General features: G+C 57.4%; 20 protein-coding genes. 7 read left to right on the forward strand and 13 right to left on the reverse strand.

Annotation, left to right across the window (positions count from 1 at the left end; genetic code table 11):
- Window positions 1-193: 193 nt before the first annotated feature.
- The 3 genes from AC07ED_RS05620 to AC07ED_RS05630 are packed head-to-tail and all read right to left on the reverse strand — an operon-like array spanning window position 194 to window position 2,481.
- On the reverse strand, window positions 194-565 hold the full coding sequence (locus AC07ED_RS05620; protein WP_105234749.1) for a DUF6497 family protein: 372 nt from the start codon (window positions 563-565) through the stop codon (window positions 194-196).
- A 7-nt stretch (window positions 566-572) separates the two neighbouring features.
- Window positions 573-926: a hypothetical protein gene (locus tag AC07ED_RS05625; protein ID WP_105234748.1), complete on the reverse strand. Its 354-nt coding sequence runs from the start codon at window positions 924-926 to the stop codon at window positions 573-575.
- Window positions 927-948: 22 nt separating this feature from the next.
- Entirely contained in the window at window positions 949-2,481 is a 1,533-nt protein-coding gene (locus AC07ED_RS05630) for an acyl-CoA carboxylase subunit beta (RefSeq protein ID WP_067546004.1), read from the reverse strand.
- A gap of 216 nt (window positions 2,482-2,697) precedes the next feature.
- Between AC07ED_RS05630 and AC07ED_RS05635 the strand changes: the two genes are divergently transcribed.
- Together AC07ED_RS05635 and AC07ED_RS05640 are read left to right on the forward strand one after the other, a co-directional pair.
- Window positions 2,698-3,924 carry a multidrug effflux MFS transporter gene (locus AC07ED_RS05635; protein WP_105234747.1) on the forward strand — a complete coding sequence of 409 codons (1,227 nt, stop codon included), beginning with the start codon at window positions 2,698-2,700 and terminating at the stop codon, window positions 3,922-3,924.
- Window positions 3,925-3,971: 47 nt separating this feature from the next.
- Window positions 3,972-5,369 (forward strand): helix-turn-helix domain-containing protein, encoded by a 1,398-nt coding sequence (locus AC07ED_RS05640; RefSeq protein WP_105234746.1) that lies wholly within the window; start codon window positions 3,972-3,974, stop codon window positions 5,367-5,369.
- Window positions 5,370-5,401: 32 nt separating this feature from the next.
- Here AC07ED_RS05640 and AC07ED_RS05645 read toward each other — a convergent pair whose 3' ends face one another.
- On the reverse strand, window positions 5,402-5,650 hold the full coding sequence (locus AC07ED_RS05645; protein WP_067546012.1) for an HP1242/YdcH family protein: 249 nt from the start codon (window positions 5,648-5,650) through the stop codon (window positions 5,402-5,404).
- A 238-nt stretch (window positions 5,651-5,888) separates the two neighbouring features.
- On the opposite strand from AC07ED_RS05645, the gene AC07ED_RS05650 reads away from it, so the two are divergent.
- A complete protein-coding gene (locus tag AC07ED_RS05650; protein WP_105234745.1) occupies window positions 5,889-6,344 on the forward strand; it encodes a hypothetical protein in 456 nt (151 codons plus the stop codon).
- 32 nt (window positions 6,345-6,376) lie between these two features.
- Here the strand turns inward: AC07ED_RS05650 and betA are convergent, their stop codons facing one another.
- The 4 genes from betA to betI are packed head-to-tail and all read right to left on the reverse strand — an operon-like array spanning window position 6,377 to window position 11,633.
- On the reverse strand, window positions 6,377-8,035 hold the full coding sequence (gene betA, locus AC07ED_RS05655; RefSeq protein WP_105234744.1) for a choline dehydrogenase: 1,659 nt from the start codon (window positions 8,033-8,035) through the stop codon (window positions 6,377-6,379).
- The gene (gene betB, locus AC07ED_RS05660; protein ID WP_105234743.1) at window positions 8,035-9,495 is read right to left on the reverse strand and encodes a betaine-aldehyde dehydrogenase; all 1,461 of its coding nucleotides are present in this window, start codon (window positions 9,493-9,495) and stop codon (window positions 8,035-8,037) included. Before betB ends, betA begins: the two co-directional genes overlap by 1 nt.
- A gap of 45 nt (window positions 9,496-9,540) precedes the next feature.
- Window positions 9,541-11,055, reverse strand: coding sequence for a choline-sulfatase (gene betC / locus AC07ED_RS05665; RefSeq protein WP_105234742.1), 1,515 nt, complete (start codon window positions 11,053-11,055; stop codon window positions 9,541-9,543).
- Window positions 11,052-11,633, reverse strand: a complete 582-nt coding sequence (gene betI, locus AC07ED_RS05670; protein WP_105234741.1) for a choline-binding transcriptional repressor BetI — start codon at window positions 11,631-11,633, stop codon at window positions 11,052-11,054. Before betI ends, betC begins: the two co-directional genes overlap by 4 nt.
- A gap of 92 nt (window positions 11,634-11,725) precedes the next feature.
- Between betI and choX the strand changes: the two genes are divergently transcribed.
- From choX to choV, 3 genes are all read left to right on the forward strand, one after another.
- Window positions 11,726-12,640 (forward strand): choline ABC transporter substrate-binding protein, encoded by a 915-nt coding sequence (gene choX, locus AC07ED_RS05675; RefSeq protein WP_105234740.1) that lies wholly within the window; start codon window positions 11,726-11,728, stop codon window positions 12,638-12,640.
- A gap of 121 nt (window positions 12,641-12,761) precedes the next feature.
- Window positions 12,762-13,598 carry a choline ABC transporter permease subunit gene (gene choW / locus AC07ED_RS05680; RefSeq protein WP_105236322.1) on the forward strand — a complete coding sequence of 279 codons (837 nt, stop codon included), beginning with the start codon at window positions 12,762-12,764 and terminating at the stop codon, window positions 13,596-13,598.
- The gene (gene choV / locus AC07ED_RS05685; protein ID WP_105234739.1) at window positions 13,598-14,611 is read left to right on the forward strand and encodes a choline ABC transporter ATP-binding protein; all 1,014 of its coding nucleotides are present in this window, start codon (window positions 13,598-13,600) and stop codon (window positions 14,609-14,611) included. Before choW ends, choV begins: the two co-directional genes overlap by 1 nt.
- A 51-nt stretch (window positions 14,612-14,662) precedes the next feature.
- On the opposite strand, the gene AC07ED_RS05690 is transcribed toward choV, so the two are convergent.
- Window positions 14,663-15,571 carry a DMT family transporter gene (locus AC07ED_RS05690; protein ID WP_245918130.1) on the reverse strand — a complete coding sequence of 303 codons (909 nt, stop codon included), beginning with the start codon at window positions 15,569-15,571 and terminating at the stop codon, window positions 14,663-14,665.
- A gap of 45 nt (window positions 15,572-15,616) precedes the next feature.
- The gene (locus tag AC07ED_RS05695; RefSeq protein WP_105234738.1) at window positions 15,617-16,219 is read right to left on the reverse strand and encodes a LysE/ArgO family amino acid transporter; all 603 of its coding nucleotides are present in this window, start codon (window positions 16,217-16,219) and stop codon (window positions 15,617-15,619) included.
- A gap of 69 nt (window positions 16,220-16,288) precedes the next feature.
- Here AC07ED_RS05695 and AC07ED_RS05700 point away from each other — a divergent pair, with 69 nt between their 5' ends.
- Complete coding sequence (locus AC07ED_RS05700) at window positions 16,289-17,152, forward strand: LysR family transcriptional regulator ArgP (protein ID WP_105234737.1); 864 nt, start codon at window positions 16,289-16,291, stop codon at window positions 17,150-17,152.
- A 48-nt stretch (window positions 17,153-17,200) separates the two neighbouring features.
- Here the strand turns inward: AC07ED_RS05700 and AC07ED_RS05705 are convergent, their stop codons facing one another.
- The 3 genes from AC07ED_RS05705 to AC07ED_RS05715 form a co-directional block, all read right to left on the reverse strand.
- The gene (locus tag AC07ED_RS05705; RefSeq protein WP_067546034.1) at window positions 17,201-17,944 is read right to left on the reverse strand and encodes a YebC/PmpR family DNA-binding transcriptional regulator; all 744 of its coding nucleotides are present in this window, start codon (window positions 17,942-17,944) and stop codon (window positions 17,201-17,203) included.
- A 69-nt stretch (window positions 17,945-18,013) separates the two neighbouring features.
- Window positions 18,014-19,795 carry an SLC13 family permease gene (locus AC07ED_RS05710; RefSeq protein ID WP_105234736.1) on the reverse strand — a complete coding sequence of 594 codons (1,782 nt, stop codon included), beginning with the start codon at window positions 19,793-19,795 and terminating at the stop codon, window positions 18,014-18,016.
- A gap of 62 nt (window positions 19,796-19,857) precedes the next feature.
- Window positions 19,858-20,682, reverse strand: a complete 825-nt coding sequence (locus AC07ED_RS05715; protein ID WP_105234735.1) for a TIGR00282 family metallophosphoesterase — start codon at window positions 20,680-20,682, stop codon at window positions 19,858-19,860.
- Window positions 20,683-20,754: the final 72 nt, after the last annotated feature.

Genomic DNA, 20,754 nt, shown 5'->3' on the forward strand with positions numbered 1-20,754 from the left:
CCTATGGGGTTTGTCCGGTATTTGTTCCAGCTTTCCCCTAACTTGTTACGGGCTACCTTTTGGTAACCTGCTGTCAGGATAGCAGAAATGCCGTTTCCAGCATATCGGGAGCTATGCAGATTTGCGCCCTGTGTCGGGCCTGCATCAATTCGGGTCATGATGAGTTCGAGCCTCGCAATATATTGTGGAGTCATCAGAATGGCTCCCACATGCAGCGACCGTCTTCAATCACGAAAGGGTCAAAGAACTGGGTTATTTCGGGTGCGGTCTCTCCAAACGGGATAATTTCCGCCGAAAGTGAGATCACAACCTGCTCTACACCCTCATCAAGTGAGGGAATCGCGACCGTCTCGCAGAGCGTCGCAATGTCCGCAGAAACGTCAGCGTAATCGAGGTCGGCAATCGCAGGCGCGATAAAGCGGAACCGCGTCAGGCCCTCTTCGGCAATCACCTCATGCAGGGTCACGGACAGGCCAGACGGCATAGCGAAGTCTTCCGCTACCGCTGGAACTGCGAGGTTCCCTGCTAAAATGAGTGCACCAAAGATCACCGGTTTCCCTCCCATGGTCGGATCACACCTCCGACTGAGTGATTTGCGACCGCGCCACCCAGCGCGCTCTTTTCGTCGTATCGGTCAAGAGATCAGCGATGACCGATTGAGTGGAAGTGGCGGGAAACGGTCCCGCCACCGAACCTCCGGCCCGCACAACAAGTCCTCCCTCTTGTGTGCGGACCTCGACAACCGGGGAAAAGCCGCGAAGCCCTTTTAGCGCGCGCCACAAATCCTGACGGATTTGAGTGGCAAGCCGGCCGCGTCTCAGCAACGGGAACGTCGTCTCTGCCGATACATCGAAATGTGCAGGCAGGCGGCGGGCGTGAGTAACCACACCCTCGTTGCGGATCGTATGCCAGCGGCTTTGCGCCATATCCCCTACTTCCGCCCTGAAATCAGAGCGGAATGTTGTCGTGTTTCTTCCACGGGTTCGTCAGCTTCTTATTGCGAAGCGAAGCGAACGCGCGGGTCACGCGGCGGCGTGTCGAACGCGGCTGAATGACCTCGTCGATAAAGCCCTTTTCTGCAGCCACGAATGGGTTCGCGAAACGGTCCTCGTAATCTTTGGTCCGTGCCGCGATTTTGTCAGGATCGCCCAGTTCGTTGCGATACAGGATCTCAACCGCGCCCTTCGCCCCCATCACCGCGATTTCCGCGGTCGGCCAAGCGTAGTTGAAATCGCCGCGCAGGTGTTTGGACGCCATAACGTCGTATGCGCCGCCGTAAGCTTTACGAGTGATAACAGTCACTTTCGGGACGGTCGCTTCGCCGTATGCGAAGAGCAATTTCGCGCCGTGTTTGATAACGCCGTTGTATTCTTGGCTGGTGCCCGGCAGGAAGCCCGGAACATCGACCAGCGTCAGGATCGGAATCTCGAACGCATCACAGAAGCGTACGAAACGGGCCGCTTTGCGGGACGAGTCAATGTCGAGGCAGCCCGCCAGAACCATCGGTTGGTTCGCAACAACGCCCACGGTCTGACCTTCCATGCGGATAAAGCCCGTCAGGATGTTTTTCGCGTAGTCAGCCTGAATTTCAAAGAAATCGCCTTCGTCCGCGATTTTGCCGATCAGCTCTTTCATGTCGTAAGGCGTGTTCGGGTTATCCGGGATCAGAGTATCCAGCGATTCCTCTACACGGTCCACTTCGTCAAAGAACGGACGAACGGGCGGCTTTTCGCGGTTGTTGAGCGGCAGAAAGTCCACGAGACGACGCACTTCAGCCAGTGCCTCAACGTCGTTCTCAAACGCGCCATCCGCGACCGACGATTTTTTGGTGTGAGTCGATGCACCACCGAGCTCTTCTGCGGTCACAACTTCGTTCGTCACGGTCTTAACCACGTCAGGGCCAGTTACGAACATGTAAGAGCTGTCACGCACCATAAAGATGAAGTCAGTCATTGCAGGCGAATACACCGCACCACCTGCACACGGCCCCATAATCACAGAGATCTGCGGAACAACGCCCGACGCCATGATATTACGCTGGAACACGTCCGCATAACCAGCGAGCGAGGCAACGCCCTCTTGGATACGAGCACCGCCAGAGTCGTTTAGACCGATGACAGGCGCGCCGTTCTGCATCGCCATATCCATGATTTTGCAGATTTTTTCAGCGTGGGTTTCAGAGAGCGAGCCGCCAAATACGGTGAAGTCCTGAGAGAAAACATAGACCATACGGCCATTGATGGTGCCCCAGCCTGTGACAACGCCGTCACCCGGCATCTGCTGTTCCTGCATACCGAAGTCGGTGCAGCGGTGCGCTTTGAACATGTCAAATTCTTCAAAGCTACCTTCGTCTAGCAGCAACTCGATACGCTCGCGCGCGGTCAGCTTGCCTTTAGAATGTTGTGCATCAATCCGCTTTTGACCACCACCAAGCCGCGCAACTTCGCGACGGCCTTCGAGTTCTTGCAGGATATCTTTCATCTGGGGTCCCCTCCGACAGGTCGTTAGCGGGACCGTATGTGAAAGATTATTGCGCGACAAATGAAATCGGGCAAATTTGCAAATAGTTGGATTAGCAAGACTTTGCATTTGCAAATCAGCTAACTTTACTCAACCGATCTGCTCGTCCCTTTTGCACAGATCATCCGTCAACTTTGCAGATAGACAGGGGCGGGTTTTGGGCGTAGCCAAACCATCATGAGCATTGATCAATCGGTCAAGATTTTGGACCGCACCACCCCGCCCCATACGCTGACGCTGGTTTTATTGGCTGGCATGTCTGCGCTCACCATGTCGATCTTTCTGCCATCCCTGAACGGTATGACAGTGTATTTTGGCACAGATTACAGCGTGATGCAGTTCGCCGTTTCTGGCTACTTTATCATGACGGCGCTTTTGCAGCTGATTATCGGGCCGATGTCGGATCGTTACGGGCGGCGGCCTGTTCTGCTCATCTCTCTCGGCCTGTTCGTCATCGCGACCTTCGGCGGCATTCTCGCGTCGAACGTCTGGGTGTTCTTGGGCTTCCGTATGCTCCAAGCCTCTGTCGCATCCTGCATGGCGCTTAGCCGCGCGGTCGTGCGTGACATTTACCCTGCGGATCAAGCGGCATCGAAACTCGGTTATGTGACGATGGGCATGGCGCTGGTGCCAATGCTCGGCCCTGTGATCGGTGGCGTCTTGGATCAAGCCTTTGGCTGGCAATCGGCCTTTGCCTTCCTTCTGGCCGCTGGCATCGGCGTTTTTGCCCTTACCTATTTCGACCTCGGCGAAACCGCCAAGGGCACAGGGATGAAGCTCAGCGATCAGATCAAAACCTACCCCGAACTGTTCCGCTCTGTGCGGTTTTGGGGCTATGTCGCTTGCACGGCGTTTTGCGCGGGTGCGTTTTATGCGCTCCTCGGCGGGGCGTCGTTTGTCGCGGGCACGGTGTTTGAACTGTCACCCTCCATGACAGGTGTCGCCCTCGGTGCGCCGTCGATCGGGTATCTCTTTGGGAACTTCCTGTCGGGTCGCTACTCGGTCAAACTGGGGATCAACAAGCTCGCACTCTTTGGCTGCTCGATCACCGTTTCAGGCCTCATTGCGGCACTGATCGTCACAACGACAATTGCCTCACATCCTTTCGTGTTCTTTGGCTTTACGACCGTGATGGGCCTCGGCAATGGTTTGACGATGCCGAACGCCACGTCGGGATCGCTCTCGGTTCGTCCGCACCTCGCAGGGACGGCCTCGGGCCTTGGCGCTGCGATCATGATGGCAGGCGGCGCGGGACTCTCGGCGCTTGCGGGTTCACTCCTTGACCCCGCACAACGCGAAGTGCCCTTGCTGATCATCATGCTTATCAGCGCCTCGCTTTCGCTGCTGTCGATCATCCTCGTCATTTATCGCGACCGCCGCATCGGTTCGGACTTGCTGGATTGAGTTTGCAAACGTAACTTTGCAGGAACTCTATTCTGCAAAGGTGCCCTATGGCTGTCCAGAAACTCTATGCTGGTGTGAAACTGCGTGAACTGCGCGGACGACTGGGGCTGACGCAAAAGACCTTTGCCGAAAAGCTGGGCGTGTCTCTGCCCTATCTGAACCAGATGGAAAACAACAACCGCCCTGTGTCGACAGCAGTGGTTTTGTCACTGGCCCAAGAGTTCGGTTTTGACGTGACCGAACTGCAATCGGGCGATGAGGCGCGCCTGATCTCTGACATGCGCGAGGCTTTGGCCGACCCTGTGTTCACGGGTTCTGCCCCGACAGTTGCGGACCTGCGGCTGGTGGCCTCTAACGCGCCGACAATGGCGCGGGCACTGCTGGATCTACACGCAGCCTATCGCCAGACCCACGAACGGCTTGCCTCATTGGACGAAGCCTTGGGCCGCGAAGATGCCCGCCTGCAGCCCTCCCCGTGGGAAGAAGTGCGAGACTTCTTTCACTACTGCGACAACTACATCGACGCCGTGGACCGCGCAGCAGAGAATTTTGCGCTCAACGCGAGCGACATGCCCGTGCGTGACGCTGCGATCAAAACGCTTGATGGGCGCGGCGTCACCGTGCGGTTCGATGATACCGAAGTTATTCGTCACTACGATGCTGCCACCCGCACCCTGACCCTGTCCCGCCGTGCCGCCGAAGGCACGCAGACCTTCCAACTGCTCCTGCAACTCGCGCTTCTGACCAAAGATCAACTGATCGAGGCCACGCTCGACCTCGCACGGTTCCAATCGCCCGAGGCACGCTCCATCGCCAAGGTTGGCCTTGCAAACTATTTCGCGGGTGCTGCGCTCATGCCCTACGGACGGTTCCTTGAGGCGGCCCAAGAAACGCGGCACGACCTCGAGCGGTTGGCGGATTGGTTTGGGGCCTCGCTGGAACAGGTGGCGCACCGTCTATCGACCCTGCAAAGACCAGGGGCCAAGGGCATCCCGTTCTTCTTTGTCCGTGTGGACCCCGCAGGCACGATCACCAAACGCCACTCCGCCACCACACTGCAATTCGCGCGCTATGGCGGGGCTTGCCCGTTGTGGAACGTGCACCGCGCATTTGAGAACCCGAACCGCTGGCTGCGCCAGTTGGCCGAAACGCCCGACGGTGTTCGGTATTTCTGCCTCGCCCGCGACACGACGAAATCAGGGGGATCGTTCCACGCGCCCACCCGCCGCTTTGCGATCGGCCTTGGCTGCGAGGTGAAACATGCGCGTGCGCTCGTCTATGCCGATCACATGGATATCGACACGGCCGCCGCGTTTGAGCCTATCGGGATTTCTTGCCGGATTTGTGACCGTCGCGATTGTCACCAGCGATCCGTGCCACCGCTTGAACGTCGTCTGACGGTCGATCCAGACCACCGCGCCGTTCTGCCTTATCAGGTCGAATAAAAAGGGCGGCACCCTCGCGCCGCCCCATCAGATTAGGCCGTTGCTGCGGCTTTGAGAGCCGCTGCGATCTCGTCCTTGAGCTTCATCCGTTCTTTGCGCATCTCGATGATGAACATATCATCGGCAGGCTCAACGTTGGTCTCTGCGAGGTGGATTTTGTCATTCACCTCTTCATACCGATCAACGGTTTTCGCAAAATGCGCGTCAGACTGTTTCAGCGCATGGAGCGCATCGATCTGGGCTGGAAATTCTTCGTTCAGGCGGTGCGGAGTGTTCGACATATTGGTCCCTTTCCTCAGGTTTCAATTAAACCTAGGCCCCGCGCAGCCCCATCACTTTGACTAAAATCAATAAACGGGGGCGAGTTTAACTTTCCGCTGCATTTTGCAATCTCAGGCTGCTTTTTGAGAATTTTCTCAACCTTTTTGACTGAAATCACTACAATATAACGAATTCTCGCGTAGAGTTGTCCCAAGGATGGAAATGACCCTCAAAAGGTCCAACGAACGGAGAAGACCTGTGCAACACCTTGGAACGCTTATCAGCGCCGCAATTTTCACGGCCGTGTCGACTGCTGCTTCGGCATGTCCTGACTACAACCAATACGGCGCCGAATATCGGTATTCCGGTTCGGATCTGTATTCCGCGCGTCAGTTCAGCGTCGTCGCAGGTGGTGACAACAATCTGCAATCCTGCGGTTTCAAGAACAACTCTGGCTACGTGATGACCGCGCCAGACTTTAGCTTCGACCTCTATAAGATGGGCGGCTTCGATGTTGAAATCAGCGTTCTAAGCAATTGTGATTCCATGCTTTTGGTCAACGATGCCAATGCGAATTGGTATTATGACGACGACAGCAACGGTCAGGCTGATCCCAAAATCCGGATCAGCGGCAGCGATGGCTACCTCGATGTTTGGGTCGGCACCTATAATGGGGAATATTGCGACGCGACGCTCTACCTCGAAACGTTCTAAGACAAAGGGCCGCGTGATGCGGCCCTTTCCTTTTAGCGCTGCGATGTTTCCCAATTCGGGTTGATCCACGGCTCTGCATTCTCAGCAGGCAGCGGTGTCCGACCAAGGATATGATCCGCCGCCTTTTCGCCCGTCATGATCGACGGTGAATTCAGGTTGCCGTTGGTGATCCGTGGGAAGATCGAGCTATCCGCCACGCGCAGGCCATCGACGCCGATGACACGGCATTCGTGATCTACAACCGCCATCGGATCGTTCCGGTCACCCATCTTACAGGTGCCGCACGGATGGTAGGCGGATTCAACGTGTTCGCGGGTAAACCCGTCCAGCTCGTCATCGGTCTGGCAATCCTTGCCTGGTTGGATTTCCTTACCCGCGTAGTGTTTGAACGCATCCTGAGCAAAAATCTCGCGTGTGAGGCGGATCGCGGTGCGGAAATCAGCCCAATCCTTTTCGTGCGACATGTAGTTAAACAGGATCTTCGGCTTATCTTTCGGGTCCGCCGACCGCAGCGTGACCGACCCGCGTGACGGCGACCGCATGGGGCCAACGTGTGCTTGGAAACCGTGCCCTTCGGCAGCGGCCTTACCATCGTAGCGCACGGCGATGGGCAGGAAGTGATATTGGATATCGGGGTAATCCACGCCCGCCGCCGACCGCACAAAGGCCGCGCTTTCAAACTGGTTCGACGCGCCAAGGCCCTTTTTCGTCAGCAGCCACTGTGCACCAATGATCCCCTTCCAGAACAGGTTCCAGTATTTGTAGAGGCTCACGGGTTGGGTCGCGGCCACCTGAATGTACATCTCAAGGTGGTCCTGAAGGTTCTGACCAACGCCCGCACGATCCGCAACCACGTCAATGCCATGTTCGGCGAGGTGCGCGGCAGGTCCAATGCCCGACAACATCAACAGCTTTGGCGAGTTGATCGAGGATGCCGCGATTATCACTTCGTTCGTGGCAGAGATCACTTCGGAGCCGTTGCCTTTGTTGATCTGAACGCCAGTCGCCCGACCGTTTTCGATCACGACCTTTTCGGCCAGACCTTTGACGACCGTCACGCGCCCCGTCGCCATCGCGGGTTTGAGGTAAGCGTTCGCAGCCGACCAACGGCGGCCTTGCCATATGGTGCTGTCGAACGGGCCAAAGCCCTCTTGCTGTTCGCCGTTATAATCGCCCGTCACAGGATAACCCGCCTGACGACCGGCCTCGACAAAGGCGCGGGTCAGTGGGTTCGTACGCGGACCACGGGTCACATGCAGCGGGCCAGAGTTCCCACGCCATGACGCATCACCTCCGTGACCGCCGTCATGCCAGTTCTCCATCCGCTTAAAATAGGGAAGCACATCGGCATAGGACCACCCATGCGCACCGCTTTCAGCCCAGTGATCGTAGTCTTTCGCGTGACCGCGCACGTAGATCATCCCGTTGATCGAGGATGATCCACCGATGACCTTACCGCGCGGCGTTGCCATGACGCGACCGCCCAGATGCGGTTCAGGCTCTGTCTGAAAGCCCCAGTCATAAAGCCCCATGTTCATCGGGTAGGACAGCGCCGCGGGCATCTGAATGAACGGACCCGCATCGGTGCCGCCGAATTCCACAACGATGACTGACTTGCCTGCCTCGGCCAAACGGTAGGCCATGGCACAGCCAGCGCTGCCTGCGCCAACGATTACATAATCAGCCTGCATTAGAACGGAGCCTCGCATTTGTTCATGGACACGTAGACGGTCTTCACTTCGGAATAGTGATTGATCGCCACTTTCGAGTTCTCGCGCCCAACGCCAGACAGTTTAGAACCGCCGAACGGAGCCTCCACTGGTGCGAGATTGTAGGTATTGATGTAGCAGGTGCCTGCCTCGAACCCTGCGACGACACGGTGCGCACGGGTCAGATCAGACGTAAAGACGCCAGCCGCCAGACCAAATTCGGTGTCGTTGGCACGGGCCATGACTTCTTCCTCGGTGTCGAAATCAAGTACCGACAGCACAGGGCCAAAGATTTCCTCGCGGGCGATGGTCATATCGTCAGTCACATCGGCAAAGAGTGCGGGTTCGATGTAATAGCCTTCGTTGCCAATGCGTTTGCCGCCTTTGACCAAACGGGCGCCCTCTTCGATGCCTTTCTGGATATAGCCCTCAACGATCCCCAACTGACGTTCATTGGACATCGGCCCAATTGTGGTTTCGATTTGCAGTGGATCGCCGATCACAGCGTCATCCATGCGTTCAGCCAGACGTTTCAGGAACGCCTCTTTGATGCCTTTTTGAACGAAAACGCGGGTGCCGTTCGAACAGACCTGACCTGTCGAATAAAAGTTCGCATTGATCGCGCCAGAGATCGCGCTTTCCAGATCGGCATCGTCAAAGATGATAAGGGGCGATTTGCCGCCCAGTTCCATCGTGACGTGCTTCATGCCAGCGGCAGCGGCGGCATATACCTTTTGCCCCGTCGGCACCGACCCCGTGAGCGACACTTTCGCCACGCGTGGATCAGTGACAAGCTGCGCACCGACGGCGCCCAGACCTTGGATCACGTTGTAGACGCCCGCGGGTGCACCAGCCTCGTGCAGGATTTCCGCAACTTTGAGCGCGCAGAGCGGTGTGGTTTCCGACGGTTTGAACACCATCGTATTGCCGCAGGCCAGCGCGGGTGCGCCTTTCCAACACGCGATCTGGGTTGGGTAGTTCCATGCACCGATGCCGACACAAACGCCCAGAGCCTCGCGGCGGGTATAGACGAAATCACCGCCACCCAGCGGAATGTGTTCGCCCGTCAGCGCCCCAGCCAGACCACCGAAATATTCGAGAGCATCCGCGCCAGAGGTCGCATCGGCAATCGTCGTCTCGGACAGGGGTTTGCCTGTGTCATAGGTTTCCAGAACCGACAGATCGTAGTTCCGATCCCGCATGATATCCGCCGCGCGACGCAGGATGCGGCCGCGCTCTGTGCCTGTCATTTCGGCCCATTCCGCCTGCGCCCGTTTTGCCGAGGCAATCGCACGTTCGACAATCGCGGGCGTGGCCGCATGGACGCGGGCAATTACCTTGCCAGTGGCGGGATAGATGACTTCGATCAGTTCGCCTGCGCTGTCTTCGACATAATGGCCATCGATGAAATGGCTTGCGGTGGGTTGGGTATCATAGGGCATTATTTGGCCTCCGTTGGGAGTATTTCGGTAGCAAAGAAAAAGCGGTTATTCCCCACGGGGGAAGCGCTTGTTCTCTTCAAGAACGTTCAGGTCCATGTGGTTGCGCATGTATTGTTCAGACGCGAGCCGCAGCGGTTGGTAATCCCACGGGAAGTAGGCCCCATTGCGCAGCGCCTCATAGACGACCCAACGGCGGGCTTGGCTTTCGCGCACAGCGGCGTCAAAGCGATCAAGGTCCCAACGCGCCAGCGATTTCGCCTTTAGGTCCGAAAGGGCATTCGCATGGGCCGGATCATCGGCGAGGTTGGTCAGCTCGTTCGGATCGGTCGCGAGGTTGAACAGCTGATCGGGGTCCAGCGCGCAGCGGGTGTATTTGTAGTCGCCTTCACGGATGGACACGAGGGGCGCATAAGACCCTTCGGCGGCATATTCCATCAGGACAGGCTCAGTGCGCTGACCGCCCTGCCCCAAGGAAACAAGGCTCTGCCCGTCGGTCCACGGCATCACCTCGTCCATGCTGACACCTGCGAGGTCACACATCGTCGGGCATACGTCGATGGTGGAAACGGGCGTTTCGACCAGGCCTGGCTCCATTGTCGGTGCAGCAATCATCAGTGGCACGCGGGCGGAGCCTTCGAAGAAGGACATCTTGAACCACATCCCGCGTTCGCCCAGCATATCGCCATGATCCGAGACAAAGAACACGGTGGTGTTGTCGTCCATGCGGGTGCGTTTGAGCACGTCTAGGATTTCACCGATCTTATCGTCGAGATAGGAGATGTTCGCGAAATACGCGCGGCGCGACCGACGGATGTTGTCGTCGGTGATATCAAAGTTACGCCAATCGTTCGCGTCCATCAGGCGTTTGTTGTGCGGGTCGAGGTCCTCGTAGGGGATCGTCGGAACCGTCGGTTCCAGATGCTCGCAATCCTCGTAGAGGTCCCAGTATTTCTTGCGTGCCACATAGGGGTCATGCGGGTGGGTGAACGACACGGTCATCATCCACGGACGATCATCGAGTCCCCGCGACAGATCATAGAGTTTCTTGGTCGCGTTAAAGGCTACCTCGTCGTCGTATTCCATTTGGTTGGAAATCTCGGCAACGCCAGCGCCCGTGACGGAGCCCATGTTGTGATACCACCAGTCGATCCGCTCACCTGGTTTGCGGTAGTCAGGGGTCCAGCCAAAATCGGCCGGATAAATGTCCGTGGTCAGGCGTTCTTCGAACCCGTGCATCTGGTCGGGACCGACAAAGTGCATCTTGCCCGAGAGGGTCGTTTGATAGCCCGCGCGACGTAGGTGGTGCGCATAGGTCGGGATGTCGGACGCGTATTCAGCAGCGTTGTCATAAACACGGGTGCGGCTCGGCAATTGACCCGCCATGAATGACGCCCGCGCGGGTGCGCAGAGCGGAGAACCTGTGTAGGTGTTTTTGAAACGCGTGGACCGTGCAGCGAGCGCTTTGAGGTTCGGCGCATGGAGCCACTCTGCGGGGCCGTCGGGGAACAAGGTACCGTTTAACTGGTCGACCATGATGATCAAAATATTCGGCTTGGTCATTTCGTTTTCCCTAGTTCGAGATCAAGTGCAGCAAGCACATGTTTGGTCGCGGCTTTGCTGCTGGTTTTCGTTATGGTGAGGGCTTCGCGCAGATAGATACCGTCGATCAATCCGCCGATCCGATAGGCTGCGTCCTGCGCGTCAGCGCCCAAAAGCGGGCGCAGGTTAAACATGAGATTCGCGTGCAAACGGCGCTGGTAGATCGTCAGCAGCCTTTTCGCTTCGTTCGAAGTTTGGGCAAGAACGTAAAAATTAAGCCAAGCCGCAATCACCTCGCGGCGGAAGTTTGACGTTCCGAATCCAGCCCGAATGATCGCCTCCAACCGTTCGCGCGGCGTGTCAGCCATTATCAGCGCACCGCGAACTTCCGCGGCGTAAACGGATAAAGTGTGTCGCATTGCAGCCAGAAATATCTGTTCTTTTCCACCGAAGTAGTGGTGTGCAAGTGCAGATGACATACCCGCACGTTTCGCGATCTGGCTAACCGTTACATCCAACGACCCGTTTGCCCCGATTTCATCAATCGTGGCTTTAACCAAAGCGGCGCGGCGTATAGGTTCCATCCCGAGCTTGGGCATCTTTTCATCCAAAATAGCCTGCCAAGTGAAACTAGGTGGTTGTTTATTGACTCGTCAATCAACAAAAAACCATCACCAACGGGAGACCATACATGAAACTCAAATCTGCTCTGTCCGTGCTTGCCATTTGTGCAGCTGCACCTGTGCTTGCTGATTGCGGCACCGTAAACATGTCCGATGTGGGCTGGACCGACATCACCACCACCACTTCTGCGTCCAAGCACGTGCTCGAAGCACTGGGCTATGACGTAGACGTAAAAATTCTCTCGGTTCCAGTGACCTACGCGTCGCTGTCGTCGGGTGATCTGGACATCTTCCTCGGCGCTTGGATCCCTGCTCAGTCGGGCGTTCTGGACCCATATCTGGCTGACAAAACCATCGACGTTCTCGCAACGAACCTCGAAGGCACCGTCTACACACTGGCAGTTCCGACCTACACCTTCGAAAAAGGTCTGCAGTCGTTCGCTGACATCAACAAATTCGCTGAGTCGCTCGACGGCAAAATCTACGGCATCGAGCCGGGCAACGAAGGTAACACCTACCTCGTCTCGCTGACCGAAAAGGCTGGTTCTGGCCTCGAAGGCATGGAAGTCGTCGAATCCTCCGAACAGGGCATGCTGGCTCAGGTTGCTCGCGCTTATGACAAGCAAGAAGACGTTGTCTTCCTCGGCTGGGCACCGCACCCGATGAACGCAAACTTTGAACTGTCCTACCTACCGGGTGGTGAAGAGTTCTTTGGCGGTATCGGTACCGTTCAGACCCTCGCACGCGCTGGCTACGCCGAAGAATGCCCGAACACTGGCAAGCTCTTCAGCCAGATCTCGTTCACCCTCGACATGGAAAACGGCATCATGGGCCAGATCCTCGACGAAGGCGCTGATCCTGATGAGGCAACCATGGCTTGGCTGCAGGCAAACAAAGATGCCGTTATGGCATGGGTTGACGGTGTGACCACCGCTGACGGCGGCGACGCTGCTGCAGCTGTTTCGGCTGCTTTCGGCTACTAATCCCGACCAAACGAAAGGCCCCGTTGATCGGGGCCTTTCTGTTTCCCTCAAACAGGCAAAGACCTGTCGCTGCATTTAAAAGGAGGTTTGGGTGATTAGTTTAGGTGAGTTTTGGCAATCGATGGCGGACGGAGAACTGGGCAGCAAAATCCCTGTAGGGAAAGCTGCGAAGACCGTTTTCGATTGGATGCAAGACAATTTCGAATTCGTATTTGACTGGATTTCTGCGGTGATGGAATGGCTGATCGACGCTATCCTTGCCGTTCTGGAATATCCGCACCCCATTGTGATTATCGGGGCCTTTATGGCGCTGACATGGGTGCTCCAACGCAATTGGAAGACCTGCGTGCTGATCGCTGTCGGGTTCCTCTTTATTCTGAACCAAGAATACTGGGACGAAACCCTTGAGAGCCTCACACTGGTCTTGTCGTCTTGCCTCGTCTGTATGGCGATTGGTGTGCCGCTAGGTATTTTTGCCGCTCACAACCCCAAAGCCTACCGTTTCATGACGCCAGTGCTCGACCTGATGCAGACACTTCCTGCGTTCGTCTATCTGATCCCTGCGATCGTGTTCTTTGGCATCGGCACCGTTCCTGGCCTGTTGGCGACCGTGATCTTTGTTCTGCCTGCACCGATCCGTCTGACCCACCTTGGTATTTCGTCGACTCCGCAAGCGCTCCTCGAAGCGGCGCGTGCCTTTGGCGCGACCAACCGTCAGGTTCTGTGGAAAGTCGAGCTTCCCTCTGCCCTGCCGCAGATCATGGCAGGTCTGAACCAAACCATCATGCTGTCGCTGTCGATGGTTGTTGTTGCAGCACTCGTTGGCGCAAATGGTCTGGGCGTTCCAGTGCTGCGTGCGCTGGGTCAGGTGCGCACCGACCTCGGCTTTGAATCTGGGTTCGTGATCGTGGTCGTGGCCATCATCCTAGACCGCATGCTGCGGATGGAGCGTAAATAATGGCTAAAACCGCAGTAGAATTCGACAACGTATCCATCGTTTTCGGGGATCAACCCGACCGCGCCCTGCCCCTCATGGACGAAGGTCAGACCCGTGGTGACATTCAAGCGAGCACAGGTCAGGTCCTCGGCGTGCATAACTGCTCGCTCACCGTGGCTGAGGGGGAAATCCTAGTCCTGATGGGCCTCTCTGGTTCGGGTAAATCCACGCTTTTGCGCGCTGTGAACGGGTTGAACCCCGTGGTGCGTGGCTGCGTTCGGGTGTCGGACGGCAATGGCCTCGTTGATGTGACCCACGCCAAACCCGCAGACCTGCGCCATATCCGCCAGACCCGCGTTGCGATGGTGTTCCAGCAATTCGGCCTTCTGCCGTGGCGCACGGTCCGTGAAAACGTCGGCCTCGGGCTCGAACTCGCGGGGCAAACACCCGCACAGCGTAAGGCTGCTGTCGATGCTCAGCTAGAGCTTGTCGGTCTGGCTGACTGGGCTGAACGCAAGGTGGGTGAACTATCGGGCGGTATGCAGCAGCGCGTCGGCCTCGCCCGAGCCTTTGCGACCGAAGCGCCGATCCTGTTGATGGACGAACCCTTCTCGGCACTCGATCCGCTGATCCGTGCGAAGTTGCAAGACGAACTCCTCGACCTGCAGGCCAAGCTGAAACGGACGATCATCTTTGTGTCGCACGACCTTGATGAAGCGTTCAAAATTGGCAACCGCATAGCCCTTATGGAAGGCGGCCGCATCGTGCAGATCGGCACCGCCCGCGAGATCATCGCGAACCCTGTCGATGATTACGTGCAGGACTTTGTCGCGCATATGAACCCGCTCGGCGTTCTGACGGCACGTGATGTGATGACCACTGGGTCGGGCGACGGCGTTAAGATCGACGCGGAACTGCCAATCCGTCAGATCATCGCGCAGCTTCAAACGGACAAGGTGCTAACGGTCGTTGAGAATGGCACCCCCATTGGGCAAGTGACTGAAGCTTCAGTTCTGACGCGCCTGAGCCGCTAAGAGCCTCTGCAAAACAGCAAAACGCCGGTCCCTTGGGCCGGCGTTTTTCGTTTAGACTTTGGTTTGGTTCACAACCGGTGTCACCTTGCGACGCAACTGCGCCTCGCGCCATGTCATATAGCTGATCGCCCCGATGATGAGTGCACCACCCGCCAGAACAAAGGGATCAACCGCCTCACCAAAGAGAACCGCGCCAAAGATGCTCGCCCAGACAAGCTGGAGGAAGGTCACAGGCTGCGTGACCGTCATGGGGGCAGAGGCGAATGCCTTGGTCATGCAATAATGCGCGGCGGAGGCAAACACCGCCACGCCGCCCAGCCACATGACCTGATGCAGCTCTACGGGTTCCCAGACAACAAACGCAATCGGAGCCAAACAGATCGTCACCACGCCCGACAGCATCGCCACAACAACACCTGCAGGAGCGATCCCGCTAAGCTGTTTGGCCACGAGGTAAGACAAGCCAAATGACAGCGCCGCGCCCAACTGAGACAGGTGGCCGATTTGGATTTCACGCATACCAGGGCGGATCACAATCAACGCGCCGATCAGCGCCACGCCAATCGCCAGCATCCGACGCCGCGCAAACCCTTCGCCCAAGAGGAGCGCCGCACCAACCGTCACTACAATCGGGTTGAGGTAACCAATCGCTGTAACCTCGGCCATCGGGATGCGGGCCATCGCAAAGAACCACAGGATAATCGCGACCGTATGGAGCGCCCCGCGCAGACCAAAGAGCTGCCAAGCCCGCGCACCAATCCCGCCCCTGAGGTAGGGTCCGAGCGTTGGAACGAGGAACACAAAGCTCCACGCGAAACGGATGAATGCGCTTTGCGCGGCGGGGAGGTCCTCGCCCAGATAGCGCACGATCACGTTCACCACGACAAAGCAAAAGCCAGTGGCGAGCATCCACAACACGCCCTGAACGGGCCGATCCTGAGAGGGCGATGAAACAGTCATTGCACCTTCATGAACCTGAGCGCTTGCCGCCGCAAGTGGATTTGATCACATTTCAGCGAAGACCAGAGTTGCAGCCACAGACCACATCAAAAGCCCCACGCAGGTATCAAGTATACGCCACGCGATGGGCCGTTCGAACACAGGTGCAAGTAGCCGTGCGCCATAGCCAAGTGTGGTGAAAAAGATCACAGATCCCGACATCGCGCCCGCACCAAAGACCCATTCGCGGCCTTCGAACTGCGCCGATAGGCTGCCGATTAGGACGACCGTGTCGAGGTAGACATGCGGGTTCAACCATGTGAACGCGAGGCAGGTCAGCATGACTTTAACCAGCGGAACACGGTCGCCTTCGCCTGCGGTCATCACCGCCCCGCCACGCCATGCGGACAGGAACGACCGTGCGCCATACCATCCAAGAAACGAGACGCCGCCCCAGCGCAACAGTGGCATGAGCCACGGCAGGGCATCTACCGCCGCGCCGATCCCCGCAACACCCGCCGCGATCAACACAGCGTCCGACAAGGCGCAGGTCGCAACCACCGCCAAGACATGTTCCCGCCGCAGTCCTTGCCGCAGCACAAAGGCATTCTGCGCCCCAATTACGAGGATGAGCGCGATACCTGTTCGAAGTCCGATCCAATATTCCATGGGGTTGACCTAGCGCGGCACAACAGGATTAATCAAATTAAATAAACTGAGTTAGAATTAGAGTTTCTAATGTATGATCCCGCCCAACTTTCCGCGCTTTCTGCCGTGATCCGACTTGGGGCCTTTGACGCGGCAGCCCATGCGTTGGGTGTCACGCCATCCGCGATTTCGCAACGGATCAAGGCACTTGAGGACCGTATTGGAACCACGCTGATCCAACGCGGCACACCCTGCACCGCAACACCGACGGGCGCACGATTGGCGCGGCACTATGATGACCTCACGCTACTTGAGACGGCATTGGCGGCGGACATCGGGCAAACGGCGGCCCCTGCGCGTCTACGAGTTGCGGTCAATGCGGATAGCCTCGCCACGTGGTTCTTGCCCGCCATTGCTGACCATCCCTTGCTGTTCGACCTATTGATCGACGATCAAGACCACTCTGCCGATTGGCTGCGCAAAGGCGAAGTCTCTGCTGCCATCACAGGCGAGGCTGGCCCGGTTCAAGGCTGCGATAGCTTTGCCCTCGGTACGTTGACCTACCGCGCGACCGCCAGCCCATCCTTTGTCCATCAGCATTTCCCGAACGGCATTACGGCAGAGGCGCTGGCGACCGCCCCTGCCCTGACGTTCAACGCAAAGGACGCGCTGCAAAACCGCTGGGTCGAGATGATAGTCGGGAAACGGGTGCCGCTGAACACTCACCTCGTCCCATCGTCGAGCGCCTTTGTTGAGGCGAGCCTCTTGGGCATGGGGTGGGGCATGAACCCTGCGGCTCTGGTTGACGGGTTGATCGCTGAGGGCAAGCTGGTCGATCTATCGCCAGAACGACCCCTTCTTACCCCGCTGCATTGGCAGGTGAACCGTCTGGTTGCGAAACCATTGGCGGGGCTGACGGCTTCGATCCGCGCTTCGGCGAAACAAACGCTCTAAATGAAAACGGCGCCCGAAGGCGCCGTAAATCAGGGATGATCCCAAGGATTAGCCAAGCTGAGCCGCCACATCCTCTGGCACGTCAAAGTTCGCGGTGACGGTCTGAACATCATCGTCGTCTTCGAGCGTGTCGATCAGCTTCATCAGCTTCTGAGCGGTTTCGAGATCCACATCGGTGCGGTTCTGCGGTTTCCAGATCAGTTTTGCTTCGGTTGCTTCGCCGAGTTCAGCTTCGAGAGCTTCGGACACCTCAGAGAGGTTTTCCATCGCGCAATAGACCCAGTGGCCGTCCTCATCGGATTCCACATCGTCAGCGCCTGCTTCGATCGCAGCCATCATCACGGTGTCCGCATCGCCAACGGATGCCGGATAGGTGATTTCGCCCACACGGTCGAACATAAACGATACCGAACCCGTGGTGCCGAGGTTGCCGCCACCTTTGGTGAAGGTCGAACGCACGTTCGATGCGGTGCGGTTCACGTTGTCGGTCAGTGCCTCAACGATGATCGCGATACCGTTCGGGCCGTAACCCTCGTAACGGATTTCGGTGTAATCGTCGCCGTCACCCATCTGCGATTTCTTAATCGCGCGTTCGATCACGTCCTTAGGCATGGACTGCGATTTTGCAGCTTTGATCGCCAGACGCAGACGCGGGTTCTTATCGGGATCAGGGTCGCCCATCTTTGCGGCTACGGTGATCTCTTTGGAAAATTTGGAGAACATTTTGGACCGCGCAGCGTCTTGACGCCCTTTGCGGTGTTGGATGTTCGCCCATTTACTATGGCCGGCCATGGGGACCTCTTTTCAGTCTATCGGACAGTTCGCGTCTCTATATGTCAGTCGGGCGGCTGGCTGCAAGCCTCAGAGCGGCCAGATCAACGGGATGATGGCTGAACATAGGAACGCAAGCGACGCGTTGAGCGGCACACCGACCTTTAGGAAGTCCGAAAACTTATACCCACCAGGGCCGTAAACAAGCGTGTTGGTCTGGTATCCGATGGGTGTCGAAAAGCTCGCCGAGGCAGCGACCATGACCGCGACGACCAAGGGCCGAGGGTCCACACCAATCGCATTGGCAAGCCCAATCGCAATAGGCGTCATCACCACGCCGACCGCGTTGTTCGACACCAATTCGGTCAGAACCATCGACAGTGTGTAGACCGCAAAGACCACTACATAGGGCGGTAGGTCCGTCATGAACGGCGCTAGGCCATTGCCGATCAGCGCCACAGCCCCCGAATGATCCAAGGCCGCCCCAACAGCCAGCATCCCAAAGATCAGTGCCAAGAGGCTGCCATCGACATGCTCGAACGCTTCTTCGGCATCGATACAGCCCGTGAGCAAAACCACGGCCACGGCCACAATGGCCAGTAACAAAATCGGCGCCACGTTGAACGCCGCCAAAATCACAACGCCAAACATTGCAGCAATCGCAATCGGCGCATGGCTACGGCGATAGGCACGAACCGAGGGTTTCGATACATCGCCAAGGCTCATGTCCGCAGCGAGTTTCTGGATGTCCTCAGGCGCGCCTTCCAACAGGAGCGTATCGCCCACCCGCACAATCAAATCTTCGATCTGGTTGCCGATGTTTTTGTCACGACGATGCACCGCCAGCGGATAGACACCATACCGACGACGCAGCCGCATCTGGCCCAGCTTGCGCCCAACCATCCGCGATTCAGGGGTAATCAGCACTTCGACCGTGGTGGTTTCAATGGCAGACAACTGGTCCATCCGACGCAGTTCTTTGTTCCGCTGGAGGCCCAACAGCTCTGCCATCGGGGTCCGCAGCACAACGCGGTCCCCGACTTGAAGTGTCACCCCAGTCAGATCGCGCCGTAACGATTGATCGCCACGCACCACGTCTATCAACCGCACGCCTTCGCGTTTGAACAACTGAACGTCGAGCACTTCACGACCAATAAGGTTCGATTCAGGTGGAATGACCGCTTCGGTAAAGAACCGCATGCGCGACCGATCTGACAAAAGCGAGGCCATGCTCGTGCGATCAGGCAGCAGTTTGCGCCCGAAAATCAAAAGATAAGCCATCGTCCAAAGCGAGATCACGATGCCAATAGGCGTGATTTCAAAGATCGAAAACGGCTCCATCCCCGACTGACGCGCCACACCATCCACCAATAGGTTGGTCGATGTGCCGATCAGCGTCATCGTGCCGCCCACAATCGCGCCATAGGACAAGGGGATCAGCAGCTTCGAGGCAGAGACACCCAAGGTCCGCGACAACTGCACAAAGACGGGCAACATCACAACGACCACAGGGGTGTTATTCACAAAGGCCGAGGAAACGATGACAAAGCCCATCAACCCCGCCAGCGCCAATTTTGGGCGCTCCTCAGCATGAGCTTGGGCGAATTCCGTCATCCGCGCGAGGGCCCCCGTCCGCACCAGCGCTCCCATAACGATAAACATCGCCGCAATGGTCCAAGGTGCAGGGTTCGACAGCGACGACACGGCCACATCATAGGGCAAAATGCCCAAAGCCAGCATGATCGCAACGCCCGTGATCGCCACCACTTCGGTCGGGTAGGTTTCCCGCAGGAACATGACGAACATGCCGACAACGATCATCAACGCGACGATGGCCTGACCTGTCTGCGACAGGTGTATTAGGTCGACCATGAAATTCCCCAAGCTATTGGCACTCTATAGTTGCCGCGCCGCATGTTCAGACGCAAGCCCCCTCAACTCAGAGGCGACGGGCCACTTTGTGACAATCGGCCTCCATGGCGGACCATTTCCACGCGGGTTGCTTTGCCTGTGCGGTCATCGGTTTCCACATATAGGCCCGATACCGTCACATCGCCCATCGCGGGCTCAAAACGGTTCTTCGCCATGCCCGTGATAAACCGACGCAGTGGTTCCGCCTTAGTCATGCCAATCACGCTGTCATAATCGCCGCACATGCCCGCATCCGACTGAAACGCCGTGCCCGCTGGCAAAATCTGCGCATCGCCTGTGGGCACGTGAGTATGCGTCCCCACAACGACCGAAGCCTTCCCATCGCAAAAGTGACCCATCGCCATTTTCTCTGATGTCGCCTCGCAGTGCACATCCACCAAGGTCGCCTGCACCAACCCACCCAATGGGAACTGACGCAACACCTGATCCACGGCAGAGAACGGGTCATCAAACGGGCGCTTCATGAACACCTGTCCCAGCACTTGCGTGACAAGAACCTTTTGGCCCCGCCGTGCCGTAAACACCCGCGCCCCTTTGCCAGGGGCCACCTTGGAGAAATTCAATGGACGAATGATCCGCGGCTCTTGCTCGCAAAAGGCCATCATGTCCTTTTGGTCAAAGGCATGATCGCCCAAGGTGATCACATCCGCGCCGGCATCCAATATCATCTTGGCGTGTTCGCCCGACAATCCCATGCCGCGCGTTGCGTTTTCGCCGTTCACCACAACGAAATCGAGCCCCCACGCGTCCCGCATTTTCGGGATCGCATCCACCACAGCCGCGCGTCCGCCACGACCCATTACATCGCCAAGAAAGAGTATTTTCATGAAATACCTCTAGGCCCGTGCCAATAAATGCGCAACCTCCGCCGCTCTCTGCTCTGCCTTTGTGCGTCAAAT

It is taken from the genome of Aestuarium zhoushanense (assembly GCF_056431045.1).

What these genes read in the sequence shown, in the direction of transcription:
- AC07ED_RS05640 (WP_105234746.1), top strand. Translation starts at nt 3,972, where the DNA reads ATGGCTGTCCAGAAACTCTATGCTGGTGTGAAACTGCGTGAACTGCGC.
- betB (WP_105234743.1), bottom strand. Translation starts at nt 9,495, where the DNA reads ATGCCCTATGATACCCAACCCACCGCAAGCCATTTCATCGATGGCCAT.
- AC07ED_RS05690 (WP_245918130.1), bottom strand. Translation starts at nt 15,571, where the DNA reads ATGACTGTTTCATCGCCCTCTCAGGATCGGCCCGTTCAGGGCGTGTTG.
- AC07ED_RS05625 (WP_105234748.1), bottom strand. Translation starts at nt 926, where the DNA reads ATGGCGCAAAGCCGCTGGCATACGATCCGCAACGAGGGTGTGGTTACT.
- AC07ED_RS05635 (WP_105234747.1), top strand. Translation starts at nt 2,698, where the DNA reads ATGAGCATTGATCAATCGGTCAAGATTTTGGACCGCACCACCCCGCCC.
- choW (WP_105236322.1), top strand. Translation starts at nt 12,762, where the DNA reads ATGGCGGACGGAGAACTGGGCAGCAAAATCCCTGTAGGGAAAGCTGCG.
- betC (WP_105234742.1), bottom strand. Translation starts at nt 11,055, where the DNA reads ATGACCAAGCCGAATATTTTGATCATCATGGTCGACCAGTTAAACGGT.
- AC07ED_RS05705 (WP_067546034.1), bottom strand. Translation starts at nt 17,944, where the DNA reads ATGGCCGGCCATAGTAAATGGGCGAACATCCAACACCGCAAAGGGCGT.
- betI (WP_105234741.1), bottom strand. Translation starts at nt 11,633, where the DNA reads ATGCCCAAGCTCGGGATGGAACCTATACGCCGCGCCGCTTTGGTTAAA.
- choX (WP_105234740.1), top strand. Translation starts at nt 11,726, where the DNA reads ATGAAACTCAAATCTGCTCTGTCCGTGCTTGCCATTTGTGCAGCTGCA.
- AC07ED_RS05710 (WP_105234736.1), bottom strand. Translation starts at nt 19,795, where the DNA reads ATGGTCGACCTAATACACCTGTCGCAGACAGGTCAGGCCATCGTCGCG.
- AC07ED_RS05695 (WP_105234738.1), bottom strand. Translation starts at nt 16,219, where the DNA reads ATGGAATATTGGATCGGACTTCGAACAGGTATCGCGCTCATCCTCGTA.
- AC07ED_RS05645 (WP_067546012.1), bottom strand. Translation starts at nt 5,650, where the DNA reads ATGTCGAACACTCCGCACCGCCTGAACGAAGAATTTCCAGCCCAGATC.
- AC07ED_RS05700 (WP_105234737.1), top strand. Translation starts at nt 16,289, where the DNA reads ATGTATGATCCCGCCCAACTTTCCGCGCTTTCTGCCGTGATCCGACTT.
- betA (WP_105234744.1), bottom strand. Translation starts at nt 8,035, where the DNA reads ATGCAGGCTGATTATGTAATCGTTGGCGCAGGCAGCGCTGGCTGTGCC.
- AC07ED_RS05620 (WP_105234749.1), bottom strand. Translation starts at nt 565, where the DNA reads ATGGGAGGGAAACCGGTGATCTTTGGTGCACTCATTTTAGCAGGGAAC.
- choV (WP_105234739.1), top strand. Translation starts at nt 13,598, where the DNA reads ATGGCTAAAACCGCAGTAGAATTCGACAACGTATCCATCGTTTTCGGG.
- AC07ED_RS05715 (WP_105234735.1), bottom strand. Translation starts at nt 20,682, where the DNA reads ATGAAAATACTCTTTCTTGGCGATGTAATGGGTCGTGGCGGACGCGCG.
- AC07ED_RS05630 (WP_067546004.1), bottom strand. Translation starts at nt 2,481, where the DNA reads ATGAAAGATATCCTGCAAGAACTCGAAGGCCGTCGCGAAGTTGCGCGG.